General features: G+C 45.1%; 10 protein-coding genes, 2 tRNA genes and 3 rRNA genes. 1 reads left to right on the top strand and 14 read right to left on the bottom strand.

The window, feature by feature from the left end; translation table 11 throughout:
• Positions 1-79: 79 nt before the first annotated feature.
• The gene (gene guaB / locus AC0VZ9_RS00075) at positions 80-1,543 is read right to left on the bottom strand and encodes an IMP dehydrogenase (RefSeq protein WP_009336762.1); all 1,464 of its coding nucleotides are present in this window, start codon (positions 1,541-1,543) and stop codon (positions 80-82) included.
• A 112-nt stretch (positions 1,544-1,655) separates the two neighbouring features.
• Between guaB and AC0VZ9_RS00070 the strand changes: the two genes are divergently transcribed.
• Positions 1,656-2,615: a YaaC family protein gene (locus tag AC0VZ9_RS00070; RefSeq protein WP_019383450.1), complete on the top strand. Its 960-nt coding sequence runs from the start codon at positions 1,656-1,658 to the stop codon at positions 2,613-2,615.
• Positions 2,616-3,093: 478 nt separating this feature from the next.
• Here AC0VZ9_RS00070 and rrf read toward each other — a convergent pair.
• From rrf to dnaA, 13 genes are all read right to left on the bottom strand, one after another.
• Positions 3,094-3,210, bottom strand: a 5S ribosomal RNA gene (gene rrf / locus AC0VZ9_RS00065).
• Positions 3,211-3,289: 79 nt separating this feature from the next.
• Positions 3,290-6,225 (bottom strand): 23S ribosomal RNA (locus AC0VZ9_RS00060).
• A gap of 254 nt (positions 6,226-6,479) precedes the next feature.
• Positions 6,480-6,555: transfer RNA gene (locus tag AC0VZ9_RS00055), tRNA-Ala, on the bottom strand.
• An 11-nt stretch (positions 6,556-6,566) separates the two neighbouring features.
• A tRNA-Ile gene (locus AC0VZ9_RS00050) sits at positions 6,567-6,643 on the bottom strand.
• 89 nt (positions 6,644-6,732) lie between these two features.
• A 16S ribosomal RNA gene (locus tag AC0VZ9_RS00045) occupies positions 6,733-8,282 on the bottom strand.
• The 16S, 23S and 5S rRNA genes sit together here with 2 tRNA genes alongside, the layout of an rRNA operon.
• Positions 8,283-8,619: 337 nt before the next feature.
• Complete coding sequence (locus AC0VZ9_RS00040) at positions 8,620-9,702, bottom strand: HD-GYP domain-containing protein (protein ID WP_475396958.1); 1,083 nt, start codon at positions 9,700-9,702, stop codon at positions 8,620-8,622.
• 87 nt (positions 9,703-9,789) lie between these two features.
• Positions 9,790-12,315, bottom strand: a complete 2,526-nt coding sequence (gene gyrA, locus AC0VZ9_RS00035) for a DNA gyrase subunit A (protein ID WP_009332496.1) — start codon at positions 12,313-12,315, stop codon at positions 9,790-9,792.
• Between the two features lie 229 nt (positions 12,316-12,544).
• Complete coding sequence (gene gyrB / locus AC0VZ9_RS00030) at positions 12,545-14,467, bottom strand: DNA topoisomerase (ATP-hydrolyzing) subunit B (RefSeq protein ID WP_019382469.1); 1,923 nt, start codon at positions 14,465-14,467, stop codon at positions 12,545-12,547.
• Between the two features lie 135 nt (positions 14,468-14,602).
• Entirely contained in the window at positions 14,603-14,851 is a 249-nt protein-coding gene (gene remB, locus AC0VZ9_RS00025) for an extracellular matrix regulator RemB (protein ID WP_009332494.1), read from the bottom strand.
• A 9-nt stretch (positions 14,852-14,860) separates the two neighbouring features.
• Positions 14,861-15,979, bottom strand: a complete 1,119-nt coding sequence (gene recF / locus AC0VZ9_RS00020) for a DNA replication/repair protein RecF (protein ID WP_019382470.1) — start codon at positions 15,977-15,979, stop codon at positions 14,861-14,863.
• A 196-nt stretch (positions 15,980-16,175) separates the two neighbouring features.
• Entirely contained in the window at positions 16,176-16,385 is a 210-nt protein-coding gene (yaaA, locus tag AC0VZ9_RS00015; protein ID WP_019382471.1) for a S4 domain-containing protein YaaA, read from the bottom strand.
• Positions 16,386-16,638: 253 nt separating this feature from the next.
• The gene (gene dnaN / locus AC0VZ9_RS00010) at positions 16,639-17,775 is read right to left on the bottom strand and encodes a DNA polymerase III subunit beta (RefSeq protein WP_009332491.1); all 1,137 of its coding nucleotides are present in this window, start codon (positions 17,773-17,775) and stop codon (positions 16,639-16,641) included.
• A 176-nt stretch (positions 17,776-17,951) separates the two neighbouring features.
• A complete protein-coding gene (gene dnaA / locus AC0VZ9_RS00005; protein WP_009332490.1) occupies positions 17,952-19,298 on the bottom strand; it encodes a chromosomal replication initiator protein DnaA in 1,347 nt (448 codons plus the stop codon).

Below are 19,298 nucleotides of genomic sequence, written 5' to 3'. Positions count from 1 at the left end.
GGATGCTAAAAAACTGCCATCATCTTTATCAGAGACGAAAAAAAAGCAGAAAAGGTTTCCCTCTTCTGCTTTGTATTGATTATAGTGAGTAGTTTGGCGCCTCTTTTGTGATCTGCACATCATGAGGATGACTTTCTCTTAGGCCTGCACCAGTCATTTTAATAAATTGGGCATTTTCACGGAGGTCGTGAAGATCCTTTGTTCCGCAATAGCCCATGCCAGAACGGATACCGCCGACAAGCTGGTAGATGGTATCGGCTAATGGCCCTTTATAAGCAATGCGCCCTTCGATTCCCTCTGGAACAAACTTTTTATTATCTTCCTGGAAGTAACGGTCTTTTGAACCTTTTTCCATGGCTGCAACAGAACCCATTCCTCTGTATACCTTGAATCGGCGTCCCTGGAAAATTTCCGTTTCGCCAGGGCTTTCAGAAACTCCTGCAAGAAGGCTTCCAAGCATAACGGCATGTCCGCCTGCTGCCAATGCTTTCACGATATCTCCTGAATATTTGATTCCGCCATCGGCGATGATTGATTTGCCATGCTTGCGTGCTTCTGTTGCACAATCATATACAGCTGTAATTTGCGGTACACCTACACCTGCAACAACACGTGTTGTACAAATGGATCCAGGCCCGATTCCCACTTTCACGATATCTGCGCCTGCTTCAATCAAATCCTTTGTCGCTTCAGCTGTTGCCACGTTACCGGCAATAATGGCCAGGTCCGGATAAGCGTTCCGGATTTCGCGTACGGTATCAAGCACCCCTTTTGAATGTCCATGTGCTGTATCCACTACGATGACATCTACATGTGATTTAACTAGCATTTCAACACGCTTCATCGTGTCGCCGGTTACGCCGACCGCTGCACCTGCCAGCAGGCGTCCGCGCTCATCTTTTGCCGAGTTTGGAAACTCAATTACTTTTTCAATATCCTTAATGGTAATTAAACCTTTTAAAACACCTTCATCATCCACTAGCGGCAATTTTTCAATTTTATGCTGCTGCAGAATTTTTTCTGCCTCATCCAAAGTGGTACCAACTGGAGCTGTTACAAGATTTTCTTTTGTCATCACATCGGAAATTTTTATCGAATAGTCCTGAATGAATCGGAGGTCACGGTTAGTCAGAATGCCGACAAGCTTTTGTTCCTCATTATTATTAACGATTGGCACACCGGAAATCCGGTACTTGCCCATTAAATGCTCTGCGTCAAATACCTGCTGTTCTGGAGTTAGAAAGAATGGGTCAGTAATAACGCCGCTTTCTGAACGCTTTACTTTATCCACCTGATCAGCCTGCTGTTCAATGGACATGTTCTTATGGATAACCCCCAAACCGCCCTGGCGAGCCATAGCGATCGCCATTTCAGCTTCAGTTACCGTATCCATTCCGGCACTGATTACTGGAATGTTGAGTGCAATCTTTTCAGTCAAATTTACTTTAAGGCTGACATCACGAGGAAGCACCTCTGATTTCGATGGAACCAGTAAAACATCATCAAAAGTTAAACCTTCTTTTGCAAACTTAGTTTCCCACATCTTTTTTGACCTCCTGGACTCGAAAATATTATTAGTAGGTTATCAATTGGACAAAATACTGTCAAGGACGGATTAATATGTTGGATTTTTCAAAAGATTCGGAGGTTTCACTGTGATACATTCATTTGACCTTAAAAACTCCTTTTTATACTTCTTTTCTGCGAACACTTCACAGGAATTTTTAAAGAAATGCTACCAAAAGCAAAACCTGGATCAGGCTGAACAAAAGAGCTATGAAAACAGTTACCCTTTTATATACTATCTAGAACACGGACAAGTATACTACGAGCAGGCAGAGAAGGCACCATTGGTTATCAAGCCGATTCTCTTTTTTTATGGACTTGTTCACCTTGTCAAGGCCTGCATTCTGACAGTAGACCCTAATTATCCGGAAACCACTTCTGTTTTGGCACACGGGGTCTCCACCAGGAAAAGAAAAAAGCAGCAATATAATTTTTTTCAGGACGAAGTGAAATTTCAAAAAAGCGGGCTTTTCCCCTATATGGGAGAAAAATTGTTCCACATGAAACATTTGGAAGGCGAAAAAACAACGATGGGAGAGTTATTTGGCCAAATTCCCGAGCTTAACTATTTGTACAGCCAGACAGAGGGCCGAACTACTTTTCTTGAAGCAGAGCTGGAAAAGGATGTATTCATTTTGCCAAGAATGATCCTCGATCGCTTTCATATGACCGAGTCCCGCTTTGTTGAATACCTGCAGTCAAAATCAGACTTTAATATATGCTTTCAGGAGTCAGCGGGATTAGACCTTAAATTTTCTGCAAAAAACTTGAATACATATAATTATAAGCCCTTAAGATATAGTCTTGATGCCGGAAAGTTTTTCTTTCCGCTTGCTAAAGACGGTCTGATTGATTTTCCTGAACTTCTTATTCATTTCCTGCTGCTGTATAATTTAAGCATGATTGCCCGCTACGAAACAGAATGGTGGAGCGAACTCATCAAAATGATGCCTAATAAAGACTATCCTTTTATTCAGACTTTTCTACAGATTACATCCTCAAAGGGGCCATATCTGATTTATCAATATTTGGCTGATAAGAAACACTAAGCAGCTGGAAGATGATAGTGATCGCGGATTTCTTGTGCATGTGTAACCTGATTTTTGCGGGCAATTTAGGGATAGCGGAGTGGAAGGATGCTTACTTGTAGACTGGGGATTTATCTGAGGCATTCCGTAGGGCTTATCTGGCATGAATCGGATTTGATCCATCATGTATTGGATTTTATGTAACAGGTTTTTGATTTAACTAGCAGGAATTCGATTTTATCTCGCATGTTTTGATTTTTATTTCACATTTGGCACACTTCATCTTTGCTGAAAACAGATTTGACTTTTAAAACAGACGGCGGAATAAAGAGTGGCGCATATCATTTAATTTTGGCACATATATGAGTGAAAGTGGCGCATTTTTTTAGCTGAAATGACGCATATATGCATTTTTCATAAAAAGATGAGTAAGAAGATATTTGGATTAATAAATCATCCACATACAAAAAAAGAGCACCCATCAGGTGCTCTTTCATATGCCCGGCAGCGTCCTACTCTCACAGGGGGACAGCCCCCAACTACCATCGGCGCTGAGAAGCTTAACTTCCGTGTTCGGTATGGGAACGGGTGTGACCTTCTCGCTATCGCCACCGGACTATTTGGTTGAAGAAACTTCGTTCCCTCAAAACTAGATAATGTATGAAGAAGTATTTGCCGAGTATTAACCATATAACTTGGTTAAGTCCTCGATCGATTAGTATCAGTCAGCTCCACATGTCGCCACGCTTCCACCTCTGACCTATCAACCTGATCATCTTTCAGGGATCTTACTAGCTTGACGCTATGGGAAATCTCATCTCGAGGGGGGCTTCATGCTTAGATGCTTTCAGCACTTATCCCTTCCGCACATAGCTACCCAGCGATGCCTTTGGCAAGACAACTGGTACACCAGCGGTGCGTCCATCCCGGTCCTCTCGTACTAAGGACAGCTCCTCTCAAATTTCCTGCGCCCACGACGGATAGGGACCGAACTGTCTCACGACGTTCTGAACCCAGCTCGCGTACCGCTTTAATGGGCGAACAGCCCAACCCTTGGGACCGACTACAGCCCCAGGATGCGATGAGCCGACATCGAGGTGCCAAACCTCCCCGTCGATGTGGACTCTTGGGGGAGATAAGCCTGTTATCCCCGGGGTAGCTTTTATCCGTTGAGCGATGGCCCTTCCATGCGGAACCACCGGATCACTAAGCCCGACTTTCGTCCCTGCTCGACTTGTAGGTCTCGCAGTCAAGCTCCCTTGTGCCTTTACACTCTGCGAATGATTTCCAACCATTCTGAGGGAACCTTTGGGCGCCTCCGTTACTTTTTAGGAGGCGACCGCCCCAGTCAAACTGCCCACCTGACACTGTCTCCCGCCCCGATAAGGGGCGCGGGTTAGAATTTCAATACAGCCAGGGTAGTATCCCACCGACGCCTCCACCGAAGCTGGCGCTCCGGCTTCTCAGGCTCCTACCTATCCTGTACAAGCTGTACCAAAATTCAATATCAGGCTACAGTAAAGCTCCACGGGGTCTTTCCGTCCTGTCGCGGGTAACCTGCATCTTCACAGGTACTATAATTTCACCGAGTCTCTCGTTGAGACAGTGCCCAGATCGTTACGCCTTTCGTGCGGGTCGGAACTTACCCGACAAGGAATTTCGCTACCTTAGGACCGTTATAGTTACGGCCGCCGTTTACTGGGGCTTCGATTCAAAGCTTCGCTTGCGCTAACCTCTCCTCTTAACCTTCCAGCACCGGGCAGGCGTCAGCCCCTATACTTCGCCTTGCGGCTTCGCAGAGACCTGTGTTTTTGCTAAACAGTCGCCTGGGCCTATTCACTGCGGCTCATCAGGGCTATTCACCCTAATGAGCACCCCTTCTCCCGAAGTTACGGGGTCATTTTGCCGAGTTCCTTAACGAGAGTTCTCTCGCTCACCTTAGGATTCTCTCCTCGCCTACCTGTGTCGGTTTGCGGTACGGGCACCTTTTCCCTCGCTAGAGGCTTTTCTTGGCAGTGTGGAATCAGGAACTTCGGTACTAAATTTCCCTCGCCGTCACAGCTCAGCCTATGTGGTAACGGGATTTGCCTCGTTACCGGCCTAACTGCTTGGACACGCTAATCCAGCAGCGTGCTTACCCTATCCTCCTGCGTCCCCCCATTGCTCAAACGGTAAAGAGGTGGTACAGGAATATCAACCTGTTGTCCATCGCCTACGCTTTTCAGCCTCGGCTTAGGTCCCGACTAACCCTGAGCGGACGAGCCTTCCTCAGGAAACCTTAGGCATTCGGTGGATGGGATTCTCACCCATCTTTCGCTACTCATACCGGCATTCTCACTTCTAAGCGCTCCACCAGTCCTTGCGGTCTGGCTTCAACGCCCTTAGAACGCTCTCCTACCACTGACATCGTAAGATGTCAATCCACAGCTTCGGTGATACGTTTAGCCCCGGTACATTTTCGGCGCGGAGTCACTCGACCAGTGAGCTATTACGCACTCTTTAAATGGTGGCTGCTTCTAAGCCAACATCCTGGTTGTCTAAGCAACTCCACATCCTTTTCCACTTAACGTATACTTTGGGACCTTAGCTGGTGGTCTGGGCTGTTTCCCTCTTGACTACGGATCTTATCACTCGCAGTCTGACTCCCATGGATAAGTCTTTGGCATTCGGAGTTTGTCTGAATTCGGTAACCCGATGGGGGCCCCTAGTCCAAACAGTGCTCTACCTCCAAGACTCTTACTACATGAGGCTAGCCCTAAAGCTATTTCGGAGAGAACCAGCTATCTCCAAGTTCGATTGGAATTTCTCCGCTACCCACACCTCATCCCCGCACTTTTCAACGTGCGTGGGTTCGGGCCTCCATCCAGTGTTACCTGGACTTCACCCTGGACATGGGTAGATCACCTGGTTTCGGGTCTACGACCACATACTCATTCGCCCTATTCAGACTCGCTTTCGCTGCGGCTCCGTCTCATCAACTTAACCTCGCATGTAATCGTAACTCGCCGGTTCATTCTACAAAAGGCACGCTATCACCCATTAACGGGCTCTAACTACTTGTAGGCACACGGTTTCAGGATCTCTTTCACTCCCCTTCCGGGGTGCTTTTCACCTTTCCCTCACGGTACTGGTTCACTATCGGTCACTAGGGAGTATTTAGCCTTGGGAGATGGTCCTCCCTGCTTCCGACGGGATTTCTCGTGTCCCGCCGTACTCAGGATCCACTCTGGAGGGAACGAAGTTTCAACTACAGGGCTTTTACCTTCTCTGGCCGGCCTTTCCAGACCTGTTCATTTACCTCGTTCCTTTGTAACTCCGTGTAGAGTGTCCTACAACCCCAAGAGGCAAGCCTCTTGGTTTGGGCTAATCCCGTTTCGCTCGCCGCTACTCAGGGAATCGCGTTTGCTTTCTCTTCCTCCGGGTACTTAGATGTTTCAGTTCCCCGGGTCTGCCTTCTATACCCTATGTATTCAGGTAAAGATCCTATCCCATTACGGATAGGGGGTTTCCCCATTCGGAAATCTCCGGATCAAAGCTTACTTACAGCTCCCCGAAGCATATCGGTGTTAGTACCGTCCTTCATCGGCTCCTAGTGCCAAGGCATTCACCGTGCGCCCTTTCTAACTTAACCTACTTCGGCCGCTGATCGACTGCGGATCTCTGCGTCAGCTCTCTCGCTCCGCTCCTCACGTACTGAAGTACGCTCCGGTGCTCACTCGGTCGCTTCCTTGATCTCCTTGCCGCTCATCGTCCTCATGGTTTGTGCTCTTACTTATTTTCAAAATAAGAGAAAAAAACTAAGATGGCGATTACTCGGTTATTGCTTCTTCATTAACATTATCTAGTTTTCAAGGAACAAAAAATAACGAATGGATTCGTTATGGTTGGTGGAGCCTAGCGGGATCGAACCGCTGACCTCCTGCGTGCAAAGCAGGCGCTCTCCCAGCTGAGCTAAGGCCCCATTATATGAGATGGTGGGCCTAAATGGACTCGAACCATCGACCTCACGCTTATCAGGCGTGCGCTCTAACCAGCTGAGCTATAGGCCCACATAATAGGTAAAGTATTAAAATGTGAGAGGTTGAACTCTCAAAACTGAACGAACAAAACGCGTCACGTTTCATGTAAATATCCTTAGAAAGGAGGTGATCCAGCCGCACCTTCCGATACGGCTACCTTGTTACGACTTCACCCCAATCATCTGTCCCACCTTAGGCGGCTGGCTCCAAAAGGTTACCCCACCGACTTCGGGTGTTACAAACTCTCGTGGTGTGACGGGCGGTGTGTACAAGGCCCGGGAACGTATTCACCGCGGCATGCTGATCCGCGATTACTAGCGATTCCGGCTTCATGCAGGCGAGTTGCAGCCTGCAATCCGAACTGAGAATGGTTTTATGGGATTCGCTTAACCTCGCGGTCTCGCAGCCCTTTGTACCATCCATTGTAGCACGTGTGTAGCCCAGGTCATAAGGGGCATGATGATTTGACGTCATCCCCACCTTCCTCCGGTTTGTCACCGGCAGTCACCTTAGAGTGCCCAACTGAATGCTGGCAACTAAGATCAAGGGTTGCGCTCGTTGCGGGACTTAACCCAACATCTCACGACACGAGCTGACGACAACCATGCACCACCTGTCATCCTGTCCCCCGAAGGGGAACGCCCTATCTCTAGGGTTGTCAGGAGATGTCAAGACCTGGTAAGGTTCTTCGCGTTGCTTCGAATTAAACCACATGCTCCACCGCTTGTGCGGGCCCCCGTCAATTCCTTTGAGTTTCAGCCTTGCGGCCGTACTCCCCAGGCGGAGTGCTTAATGCGTTTGCTGCAGCACTAAAGGGCGGAAACCCTCTAACACTTAGCACTCATCGTTTACGGCGTGGACTACCAGGGTATCTAATCCTGTTTGCTCCCCACGCTTTCGCGCCTCAGCGTCAGTTACAGACCAAAGAGTCGCCTTCGCCACTGGTGTTCCTCCACATCTCTACGCATTTCACCGCTACACGTGGAATTCCACTCTTCTCTTCTGCACTCAAGTTCCCCAGTTTCCAATGACCCTCCCCGGTTGAGCCGGGGGCTTTCACATCAGACTTAAGGAACCGCCTGCGCGCGCTTTACGCCCAATAATTCCGGACAACGCTTGCCACCTACGTATTACCGCGGCTGCTGGCACGTAGTTAGCCGTGGCTTTCTGGTTAGGTACCGTCAAGGTACCGGCAGTTACTCCGGTACTTGTTCTTCCCTAACAACAGAGTTTTACGATCCGAAAACCTTCATCACTCACGCGGCGTTGCTCCGTCAGACTTTCGTCCATTGCGGAAGATTCCCTACTGCTGCCTCCCGTAGGAGTCTGGGCCGTGTCTCAGTCCCAGTGTGGCCGATCACCCTCTCAGGTCGGCTACGCATCGTTGCCTTGGTGAGCCGTTACCTCACCAACTAGCTAATGCGCCGCGGGCCCATCTGTAAGTGATAGCCGAAACCATCTTTCAGCTTTCCCTCATGTGAGGGAAAGAATTATCCGGTATTAGCCCCGGTTTCCCGGAGTTATCCCAGTCTTACAGGCAGGTTGCCCACGTGTTACTCACCCGTCCGCCGCTGACTTCAGGGAGCAAGCTCCCATCTGTCCGCTCGACTTGCATGTATTAGGCACGCCGCCAGCGTTCGTCCTGAGCCAGGATCAAACTCTCCATATAAGAGTTGATTAAGCTCATAAGTTGTCTTTTCAAAAAAGACTAAAGAATTAACGTTGACGTTTTTGTTCGTTCAGTTTTCAAAGATCAATCTGCCGCTTGAGGCGACTTAATTAATATATCATTTCTGATAATCAATGTCAACAAGTTTTTTTATCTCATCAAATGATGATGTTCATCTCTTGCTGACTTGAATTAGTATACCAGCTCTTATCTATTAATTGCAAGCACTTTTTAATAGAATCTATATCTTTTTTCAAAAGTAAGGTCTGTTTAATTTGTCTGTTGTATTCAGCATCGAGTCTTAGCAGAGCCAAATAAAAAAGACCGCGGTATGCAGTCATTTTAATACTTCATCAATATATAACTGGCGGTTTTTCTCTAATTGAATTATTTCGCCGGTTTCTACCAGTTTCACAAGCGGTCTCGTAGGTGATTTACCTTCTATAAAAAGTATTTCTGCCGTCTGGCCATCTGAGAGCTTCACCATACTGCCAATGGAAAAGTTCATGATGCCGGAACCCAGAGCTTGAATGGATGGGATGTCATATTTGCCGAAGCTATCCTGAATCAGCATTTCAAGCACTTTAAATGGAGATTGTTTCCGTCTGTAGAGTCTTTGAGAGGTCATAGCATGAAATGCATCCGCTGCGGCAATGATTCTCCCAGCCTGATTGATTTTGCTGCTTTGTTCTCCAAACGGATAGCCGCTGCCATCCAGCCGCTCATGGTGCTGGATAATGCCGATTTTAGTGCTTTCTCTTAATAGAGATATATTCTGAACCATTTTAAAGCTAAGGGTTGAATGCCTTTTTATTTCTTCAAATTCTTCGGAGTTTAATGAAGTGCTTTTATGCAGGATGGATGGGTTTATCTTCGCCATACCTGCATCTGCCAGGCAGCCTCCCAGGGCAAGCTGGACAATTTCCCCCTTATTCAAACTCAGTTTTTTCCCTATAAAGGCACTGATCATTCCCACGGCTACAGAATGCTGATATAAATAATCTTCATTCGTAGAAAGGTGATGCAGGGAGAAGATTCCGGAGGGGCTTTTCTCCATTTTTTCAATCAGCGGAATCATAATATTTCTTATTTTTGCAATATCCACCGGAAGACCTGATTGCCAGGACACAAATTCTCTTTTGAAGTTTTGAACACCTGTTAAGAATGTATTTAAAAAACCTAATTCATTTGATTCTGTCAGTTCCTCAGCTTCTTCCAAGCTTCCTGCAGAAGCAAAAGGCTTTCCGTTAACCATGGTGGTTTCAACTTCCGCTTCATCAATCAGGAATATTTTCATAATATCCAGCAGTTCCTTCGTCAGCACTGTTTTTTGGCTGATAATAGGGCGATTCGTCAAACTGAAAACATCCTCTGTTAAAATACAGCCCTCTCTTAATTCCTGTATAGGTACTCGCACCATTTCTACACCCCATATGTAATGAGTCTTTTATACCATTTTACATTATTTGGACAAAAAAAAGGAACACAAATCTGTGTTCCTTAAAATTTATTCTTCGCTATTATCTCCATTTACTTCTTCTTCAGGAAGTGAATTGGCATCTTCAAGAGGCTTTGTTAATTCTTCTTCATCTTTTTCCTCTTCTTTTTCAACTTTTGCTACAGTGGATACCGCTTCGTCAGCATCTTCATTTATACGGATGAGTCTGACACCTTGCGTGTTTCTTCCCATAGTGGAAATATCGTTCACTGCCATTCGGATTAGTACGCCGCCTGTTGTAATAAGCATAACGTCTTCTTCTCCTGTGACAGCTTTCATGGAAACGAGGCTTCCGTTCTTATCTGTGATGTTGCAGGTCTTGATTCCTTTACCGCCTCTTCCCTGAACACGGTATTCTCCGGCAGGAGTGCGTTTTCCATAACCGTTTTTGGTTACGATCAGGATCTGGCTGTCATCCTCAAGGACTTCCATCCCAACAACTTCATCACCGGCACTTAAGCTGATTCCTTTAACACCAGTAGCTGTTCTTCCCATTGAACGAACATCTTCTTCTGGGAATCGGATCAGCATGCCATGGCTGGTTCCAATAATGATCTCCTTGCTGCCATCTGTCAGACGCACCGAAATCAATTCATCATCTTCGCGAAGATTCAGGGCAATTAAGCCATTATTACGGATATTGGCAAAGGATGATAATGGTGAACGCTTGGAAATCCCTTGTTTAGTGGTGAAGAACAGGAACCAATCATCGGCAAATTCTTCAACAGGAATAATTGCATTTACCCACTCATCTTTGTCCACTCCAAGAAGGTTAATGATTGGTATTCCTTTCGCAGTACGGCTGAATTCAGGAATTTCATACCCTTTAGCGCGATACACCTTCCCTTTGTTCGTGAAGAAAAGGATGGTATCGTGTGTGGAAGTGGTAATGAGGTGTTCAACAAAGTCATCCTCATTGGTTCCCATTCCCTGGATTCCCCGCCCTCCGCGTTTTTGGGCACGGTAAGTGGAGACAGGAAGACGCTTGATGTATCCCTTATGAGTTAAAGTAAGAACAATATTCTCACGCGGAATTAGATCTTCGTCTTCAATTTGTTCGATGCCGCCGGCAACTATTTCTGTACGGCGTTTATCGTTGAATCTCTCTTTTACTTCGGTTAACTCTTCTCGGATAATTTCCAATACTTTTTCTTCATCAGCCAAAATAGCTTTTAATTCGGCAATCAATGCGACAAGGCTTGAATATTCGTCTTCAATCTTTTCGCGCTCTAAGCCAGTCAAACGCTGGAGACGCATATCTAGGATCGCCTGGGCCTGCTTTTCAGAAAGATTGAACTTGGTCATTAAGCCTTCACGTGCGATATCGGTTGTTTGAGAACTGCGGATAAGGTTGATTACTTCATCCAGATGATCAAGGGCAATCCTTAAACCTTCCAAAATGTGTGCACGGGCTTCTGCCTTTTTCAATTCGAATTCTGTTCTGCGGCGGATTACAACCTTTTGGTGATCCAGATAATGCTGCAGACACTGTTTGAGATTCAGAACCTTAGGCTGGCCATCTACAAGCGCAAGCAGGTTTATCCCGAAGCTTGTCTGCAGAGCCGTCTGTTTATAAAGGTTGTTCAGCAGAACATTGGCATTCGCATCTTTACGGACCTCGATCACAATGCGCATACCGTTTCGATCTGATTCATCACGCAGGTCGGTAATGCCATCAATTCGTTTATCCCGAACCAGTTCGGCAATTTTTTCAATCAGTTTAGCTTTATTCACTTGGTAAGGAATTTCATTAACAATGATAACTTCTTTTCCGTTGGACTTCTGCTCAATTTCCACTTTGGCCCTTAATGTAATGGAACCGCGGCCTGTTTCGTAAGCTTTGCGGATGCCGCTCCGTCCAAGAATGAGACCGGCAGTCGGGAAGTCTGGACCTGGAATGATTTCCATGAGTTCCTGAACAGTGAGATCCGGCTCCTGGCTGATGGCAAGGACTCCATCAATTACTTCGCCAAGCTGATGTGGCGGAATATTGGTCGCCATACCAACTGCAATTCCAGACGTTCCGTTTACGAGAAGGTTTGGGAAACGCGCAGGCATAACAACTGGTTCTTTCTCAGCACCATCATAGTTATCCTGGTAATCAATCGTGTCTTTATTAATATCGCGCAAAAGCTCCATAGAGATTTTGGACATGCGCGCCTCAGTATAACGCATCGCAGCTGCAGCGTCACCATCGACAGACCCGAAGTTTCCGTGTCCATCAACAAGCATATAGCGATAGTTGAAATCCTGAGCCATACGCACCATCGTGTCATATACTGCGGAGTCACCGTGCGGGTGATATTTACCGATTACTTCCCCAACGATACGGGCTGATTTTTTAAATGGTTTATCAGAATGCATTCCTAAATCATGCATTGCATATAAGATTCTTCGGTGAACCGGCTTTAAACCATCCCGTACGTCCGGAAGGGCACGTGAAACAATTACACTCATGGCATAGTCCAGGAATGATGAACGCATTTCCTGGCTAATATTAATTTCTTTTACTTGAGAATTCGGTGTATCGGCCATTTAAAGGAACCTCCTTTAAAGAGACGCAGGATGAACTGTCATCCGTTTGTCACTTCGTTTAGCTGAAACCTGTATGGTCTTTCCATACAGCTTCTGCTTTTTTCATAAATTAGACGCACTTGGGGCATTAAATAAAAAGAATAAACCAATTATGTAAAAGCAGGATAGAGAACCTCTATCCTGAAAGAAAGCGAAGGCGCGCTGCCGTGCTTTAGGTTTGCTTTTACAATTAAATATCCAAATTCTTTACATAAACCGCATTTTCTTCGATAAAGTTCCGGCGAGGCTCTACTTTGTCACCCATTAGGATTTCAAACGTTTCGTCAGCTTCGATGGCATCCTCAAGATTTACCTGGAGAAGGGTTCTTGATTCCGGATTCATTGTCGTTTCCCAAAGCTGGCCCGGGTTCATTTCCCCAAGTCCCTTATAACGCTGAATTCCCGGCTTAGGCTGGCTCGGAAGTTCACCAAGAATCTTATCCAGCTCGCGGTCATTATAGGCATATTCAATCTTTTTGCCCTGCTGGATCTTGTAAAGAGGCGGCTGGGCAATATAGATATAGCCAGCTTCAATAATCTGCCTCATATAACGGTAAAAGAACGTTAATAATAACGTGCGGATATGTGCACCATCGACATCTGCATCCGTCATGATGACAATTTTATGATAGCGGGCCCTGGAGATATCAAAATCTTCGCCTATCCCGGTTCCGATTGCGGTAATAATCGCACGGACCTCATTATTGGACAGGATTTTATCCAGGCGGGCTTTTTCTACGTTCAGGATCTTTCCTCTTAGGGGAAGGATCGCCTGGAAATGACGGTCACGCCCCTGCTTGGCAGATCCGCCCGCAGAGTCACCCTCAACCACATAAAGTTCGCTTATAGAAGGATCTTTAGATGAACAGTCAGCGAGTTTACCAGGCAAGCTGGATACTTCAAGAGCACTCTTTCTTCTTGTAAGCTCCCTTGCTTTTTTGGCGGCCAGTCTTGCTCGTGCTGCCATAAGCCCTTTTTCGACAATTTTTCTGGCTACCGTCGGATTTTCGAGCATGAATTTTTCAAGAGCTTCAGAGAAAATTGTATCGGTTGCTGCACGCACCTCTGAGTTTCCAAGCTTCGTTTTCGTCTGCCCTTCAAACTGAGGATCAGGATGTTTAACGGATACAATAGCCGTTAAGCCTTCACGGACATCTTCACCGGAAAGGTTTGCGTCACTCTCTTTAAAGACGCCATTCTTGCGTGCATAGTCGTTGATAACCCTTGTTAAGGCTGTCTTAAAGCCGGATTCATGCGTACCGCCTTCATAGGTGTGAATATTATTGGCAAAAGAATAGATATTGCTTGTAAATCCATCATTATACTGGATGGATACTTCAACAGTGATGCCTTCACGTTCACCATCAATGTAGATAGGCTCTTCATGAAGAACTTCCTTCGTTCTGTTCAAATGCTCAACGTACGATTTAATTCCACCCTCGTACATATATTCACTTTTCTTGTTTTCTTCACGCTTGTCCTCAATCGTGATCTTTAATCCTCTGTTTAGGAATGCCAATTCACGGATTCGATTTGCAAGTGTTTCATAATCATATTCAAGCGTTTCAGTGAAGATTTCACTGTCCGGCTTAAAATGGATGGTTGTTCCAGTATGATCCGTTTCCCCAATCACTTCCAGATCGGCACTAGGGACTCCGCGCTCAAACTTCTGATAATATTTCTGTCCATCACGATGAACAAATACTTCGAGCACAGTTGAGAGAGCATTAACTACAGAAGCACCAACACCATGCAGACCACCGGAAACCTTATATCCTCCGCCTCCGAATTTACCGCCTGCATGCAGAACCGTCATAATGACTTCTACTGCCGGTCGTCCCATTTTTTCGTGGATTCCGACTGGAATACCGCGTCCGTTATCCACTACCGTAATACTATTATCCTTTTCGATAATCACATTGATTTCAGAACAGTAGCCTGCCAGTGCTTCATCAATACTATTATCGACTATTTCCCAAACAAGATGGTGAAGCCCTTTGGCACTTGTTGAACCGATATACATTCCCGGACGCTTCCGAACTGCTTCCAGACCTTCCAGTACCTGTATCTGATTCTCATCATAGGATTGTTCCTGCACTGCCTTTTGCTCCATTGCCACATCGGTCACCTACACTTTCCATTTCACTAATCTATAAAAAAGCCTGGCTTTAAGATGAGCCAAACTGTAGTTTTCACTGACTTGCCTTTCGTTCCATCAGGGAAGTTCTTCCGGCAGTCCTGCATTTCTTTAAAATTCGTGAACACTTAATTTATGGGATCGTTTTTTTAATGTACCTGAGGATAGCGGAGAAAAATAGATCTTTTCTGTTGTGACAACCACAGATTTATAGGAACCTTTTGCGAGGTTCACTACTGACTCCTCCAGGTCCTCCTTACGTTCTTCCGCATACTCGGAAGCAAGGGCTGTTTCTTTATCAATAATGGCGACAATATCCCTTGCCCGGACCAACACATCTTCACCTATATGGATGTACATGCGATCACCTCACTGAATCTTCTTGATTCTCCCTGCCTCAACACTGAACGCTGCTGCTTCTTTAAGCGTCTGGTGGTCTATTCCATCAACGCTCGTAGTAGTGACAAACGTCTGTACTTTTCCTTGAATGGTATTTAATAAATGGGATTGGCGATAATCATCCAATTCCGAGAGGACGTCATCCAGCAGCAGAATGGGATATTCTCCAATTTCAGAATGGATCAGTTCGATTTCGGCAAGCTTAACCGACAAAGCTGTCGTTCTTTGCTGCCCCTGTGAACCGAATGTTTGCACATCTCGCCCGTTCACATGGAAAATCAGGTCATCGCGATGCGGTCCAAACATGGTGACACCGCGGTCTATTTCCCTGTTTTTCACTTTCGCAAATTTATCCTGGTATACTTTAACCATTTTCGACAAATCTTGTTCTTCTGATACCTCGGCAGAAGGCTTGTACTCAATTTTCAAGGTTTCAAGCCCTCTTGAAATTCCTTCATGAATCGGCTGTGCCCAATTCTCGAGGAGTCTGAGGAACTCATAACGCTTTGAAACAATCTTTGCAGCCATTTCAATAAATTGCTCTGTTAAAATCTCAAGCATGGTATGGTCGGTCTGCTTTTTGATCTGGAGCATTTTCAGGTAGTGGTTGCGCTGCTGGAGGATTTTCTGATACTGGCTGATATCATGCAAATAGACAGGTGAAACCTGCCCAATCTCCATATCAATAAAACGACGCCTTATTTGAGGGCTCCCTTTCACAAGGTGGAGATCTTCAGGCGCGAACATCACAACATTCATATTGCCGACATACTGGCTTAATTTCTGCTGCTCTATATGATTGCATTTGGCTTTTTTGCCTTTTTTGCTGATGACTAATTGCATGGGCAGGGATCCTTGCCTTTTTTGGACCCTTCCTTCTATTTTAGCATATTCCTGATCCCAGCGAATAAGATCTTTGTCATTTGATGTCCGATGGGACTTTGCCATGGCCAGGACATAGATCGATTCCATGACATTTGTTTTTCCCTGGGCATTCTCTCCCAAAATTACATTCACTTTATTTTCGAAATTAACTTCAAGCTCTTCGTAATTCCGGTAATTTTTTAATAGCAACTGCTCTATATGCATAGACGCTACATCCTTTTAGATAATAAGAAAAGCGGAGCCGCCTTGCCACCCACGACAAGCACAAGACGAGCCTCTAGAAAAGGCGTTCTTTGCCTTTTTGGGAGGATTGGCTTGTGACCTCGAGGGGGTAGGCGCCGGAGCTAGACAGTTATCGAAATTCAAAATTATAAACTTTTTAATTAATTTACTTAGCGGGCTAGACGATCGTAAATTCACCCACATCCGGAATTTCGATTTTATCCCCGGTTCTTAGCTTTCTTCCCCGTCTTTGATCCTGTTCCCCATTGACGAAGACTTCGTATTCACTCAGGAACCATTTGGCCATCCCGCCTGTTTGAATCACATCAGCGGCTTTTAAAAATTGGCCCAGCGTAATATATTCTGTATCAATTTGAATTTCCGTCATATTTTCACTCTTTTCCATTGTCCGACTTAAAGTGCTGCAGTGATTTCTGCACTTTGGCAAAACAATTTCAGAATGGTATCTAATATTCTATTTTACTAAATAAATCACAGATACACAAAGAAAACTCGCCTGCAGCTGGTTATTTTCATTATTCCCCTGCAATTGGCCAATATTCTTGCAGACAGGGGGACAGTTTTAGATATCTGCTTCACCAAAAAAAGTAAGCCGCCGGCACAACCGGCAGCTTTTTTTCTTAATACGTCCTTACTGGCAGGATCAATTGCAGTATTGATTCATCGTTTAAAGGTTTGATGATAAATGGTCTCATAGCGCCGGTGAAGCTGATTGTAATTTCAGAGCCTTCAAGTGCTTTTAGGGCATCCATCATGAATTTCGCGCTAAAGGAGATTTTTAATTCTTCGCCTTCTATGGATTTGCTCTGCACTTCTTCGACAACTTTTCCAATTTCAGGAGTGTTGGATGAAATTTCGATTACACCGCCATCAATTGTTGATAGTTTGACCACATTGTTTCGGCCTTCTTTCGCCAATAAAGATGCACGGTCAATAGCCTGCAGGAACTCCTTTGTATTGACGATAACATCTGTTTTGCTGTCTGAAGGGATCAATCTGGATGTATCTGGGTAATTTCCTTCCAGCAGCCTTGAGAAGAACAGCAGATGTTCGGCCTTAAAGAGAACCTGGTTTTCGGTAATAACGATATCGATTAAATCATTGTTGTCATCAAGAATTTTGCTTAACTCACTTAAGCTTTTTCCTGGAATGACTACATTGTAGCTTTCGCTGGCATTTGTTTCGATTTGAGCTTTTCTTAGGGCTAGCCTATGACTATCTGTTGCAATACAGGTTAATGTCCCGTTTTCCACCTTCCAGTTTACACCTGTCAAGATAGGGCGTGTTTCTGAGGTGGACACTGCGAATACCGTTTGGCGAACCATTGCTTTTAATAAGTCTGTAGGAATTTTAAACACATTCTCTTCCTCGATTTGAGGCAGATGAGGATATTCCTCAGCATCCAGACCATTAAGATTGAATTCGGATTTACCTGAACGGATGACTGTCTGCAAATGGTTTTCAACGCTGATCTCTACAGTGTCAGTCGGTAGCTTCTTAACGATTTCGCTGAAGAACTTCGCTTGGAGCACAATAGCACCAGCCTGTTTGATCTCGACGATTTCATCTCCGGCTTCTTCTTTAGGTATAAAAGATTCGATTGAAATATCAGAGTCGCTTCCCGTTAATGTGACCCCTTCTTCAGATGCAACGATTTTAATTCCCGTTAAGATGGGAATAGTCGTTCTGCTTGTTACAGCTTTCATAACATCCTGGACGCTTTGGACCAAACGGTCGCGCTGGATAATAAATCTCATTTTTTAAATCCTCCAAGCATATTTTAATGGCGTATTGAATATATATATTTTTTATAAAAAAATAGTAGAAGTACTAGTAGGGCCTGTTAGTATGTGGATAACTGCATTTTTTGAAAGGAAACACAGCCTATCCAAATGTGGACAGACTGTGTGTAAGTTTGGTCAAGTTATACACATTATACCTTGAGCATTTCATTGATTTCTTTCAGCTGCTTCTCAAATTGTGAATCTGCCTGAAGCATCTTTGAAATTTTTTCATGGGCATGAATGACGGTCGTGTGGTCCCTTCCGCCAAATTCCTCCCCTATTTTTGGAAGAGAAAAGTCGGTTAATTCCCTTGAGAGATACATGGCAATCTGACGGGGGAATGCGACAGACTTTGTTCGTTTCTTCGCCTTAAAGTCCTCAAGCTTTACGTTAAAGTGTTCCCCAACTACCCTTTGAATTTCATGGATCGTAATGACCTTCGGTTTGGAGCTTGGAATAATATCCTTTAATGCTTCTGCCGCAAGATCTGCATTAATATCTTTATTTATTAAAGAGGAATAAGCTACTACACGAATCAGAGCGCCCTCAAGCTCACGGATGTTGGAATCAATCTGATTGGCAATGTACAGCATAACCTCATTAGGAATATCAAGTCCCTCCGCTTTGGCCTTTTTGCGGAGAATCGCGATTCGCGTTTCCAGGTCCGGCGGAGTTATATCTGTAATAAGGCCCCATTCAAATCTGGAGCGAAGCCTGTCTTCCAATGTCGGAATTTCTTTTGGAGGACGGTCACTTGAGATGATGATCTGCTTGCTTTCTTCATGCAATGTATTAAAAGTATGGAAAAATTCTTCCTGCGTCTGTTCTTTTCCAGCCAAAAACTGAATATCATCGATAAGAAGAACATCCACATTTCGATATTTATCGCGGAAATCACCCGCTTTGTTATCTCGGATCGAGTTAATGAATTCATTTGTAAATTTCTCGGAAGATAAGTATACGACTTTAGCTGATGGATTATGATCTAATACATAATGGCCGATTGCATGCATAAGGTGAGTTTTTCCGAGTCCAACTCCCCCGTAAATAAATAAAGGATTGTATGCCTTGGCCGGTGCCTCGGCTACAGCAAGTGAAGCTGCGTGGGCGAAGCGGTTTCCGGACCCGATGACAAACGTGTCGAATGTATACTTCGGATTCAGCATCGTTAATGGCAGTTCAGGCTGTTCTTCCTCCGGCTTTTTCTTTTTTGGCGGAAGAGGAAGATCGACTTCTTCTTCACTTTGATTTTGCGGAATGATGAATTTTACTCCTAATTCTTCACCGGTAATGTCATAAAGAATTCCGGAGATCAGCTGGGAATAACGCTCTTCAAGCCAGTCACGGGCAAACTCATTCGGGGCCTTAACGATTAAAGTGTCTCCCTGCAGAGAATGCGCTTTTGTCGATTTTAGCCATGTATCAAAACTTGGTTTGCTGATTTTCTTCTCAATATTGGCCAGAGCATTATTCCAAAGATCCGCAATGTTTTCCAA

The organism is Cytobacillus sp. QJM3NY_8, assembly GCF_056173585.1.
Note: the sequence above shows the minus strand (reverse complement) of the source record. Positions and strands in the feature narration are given on the sequence as shown.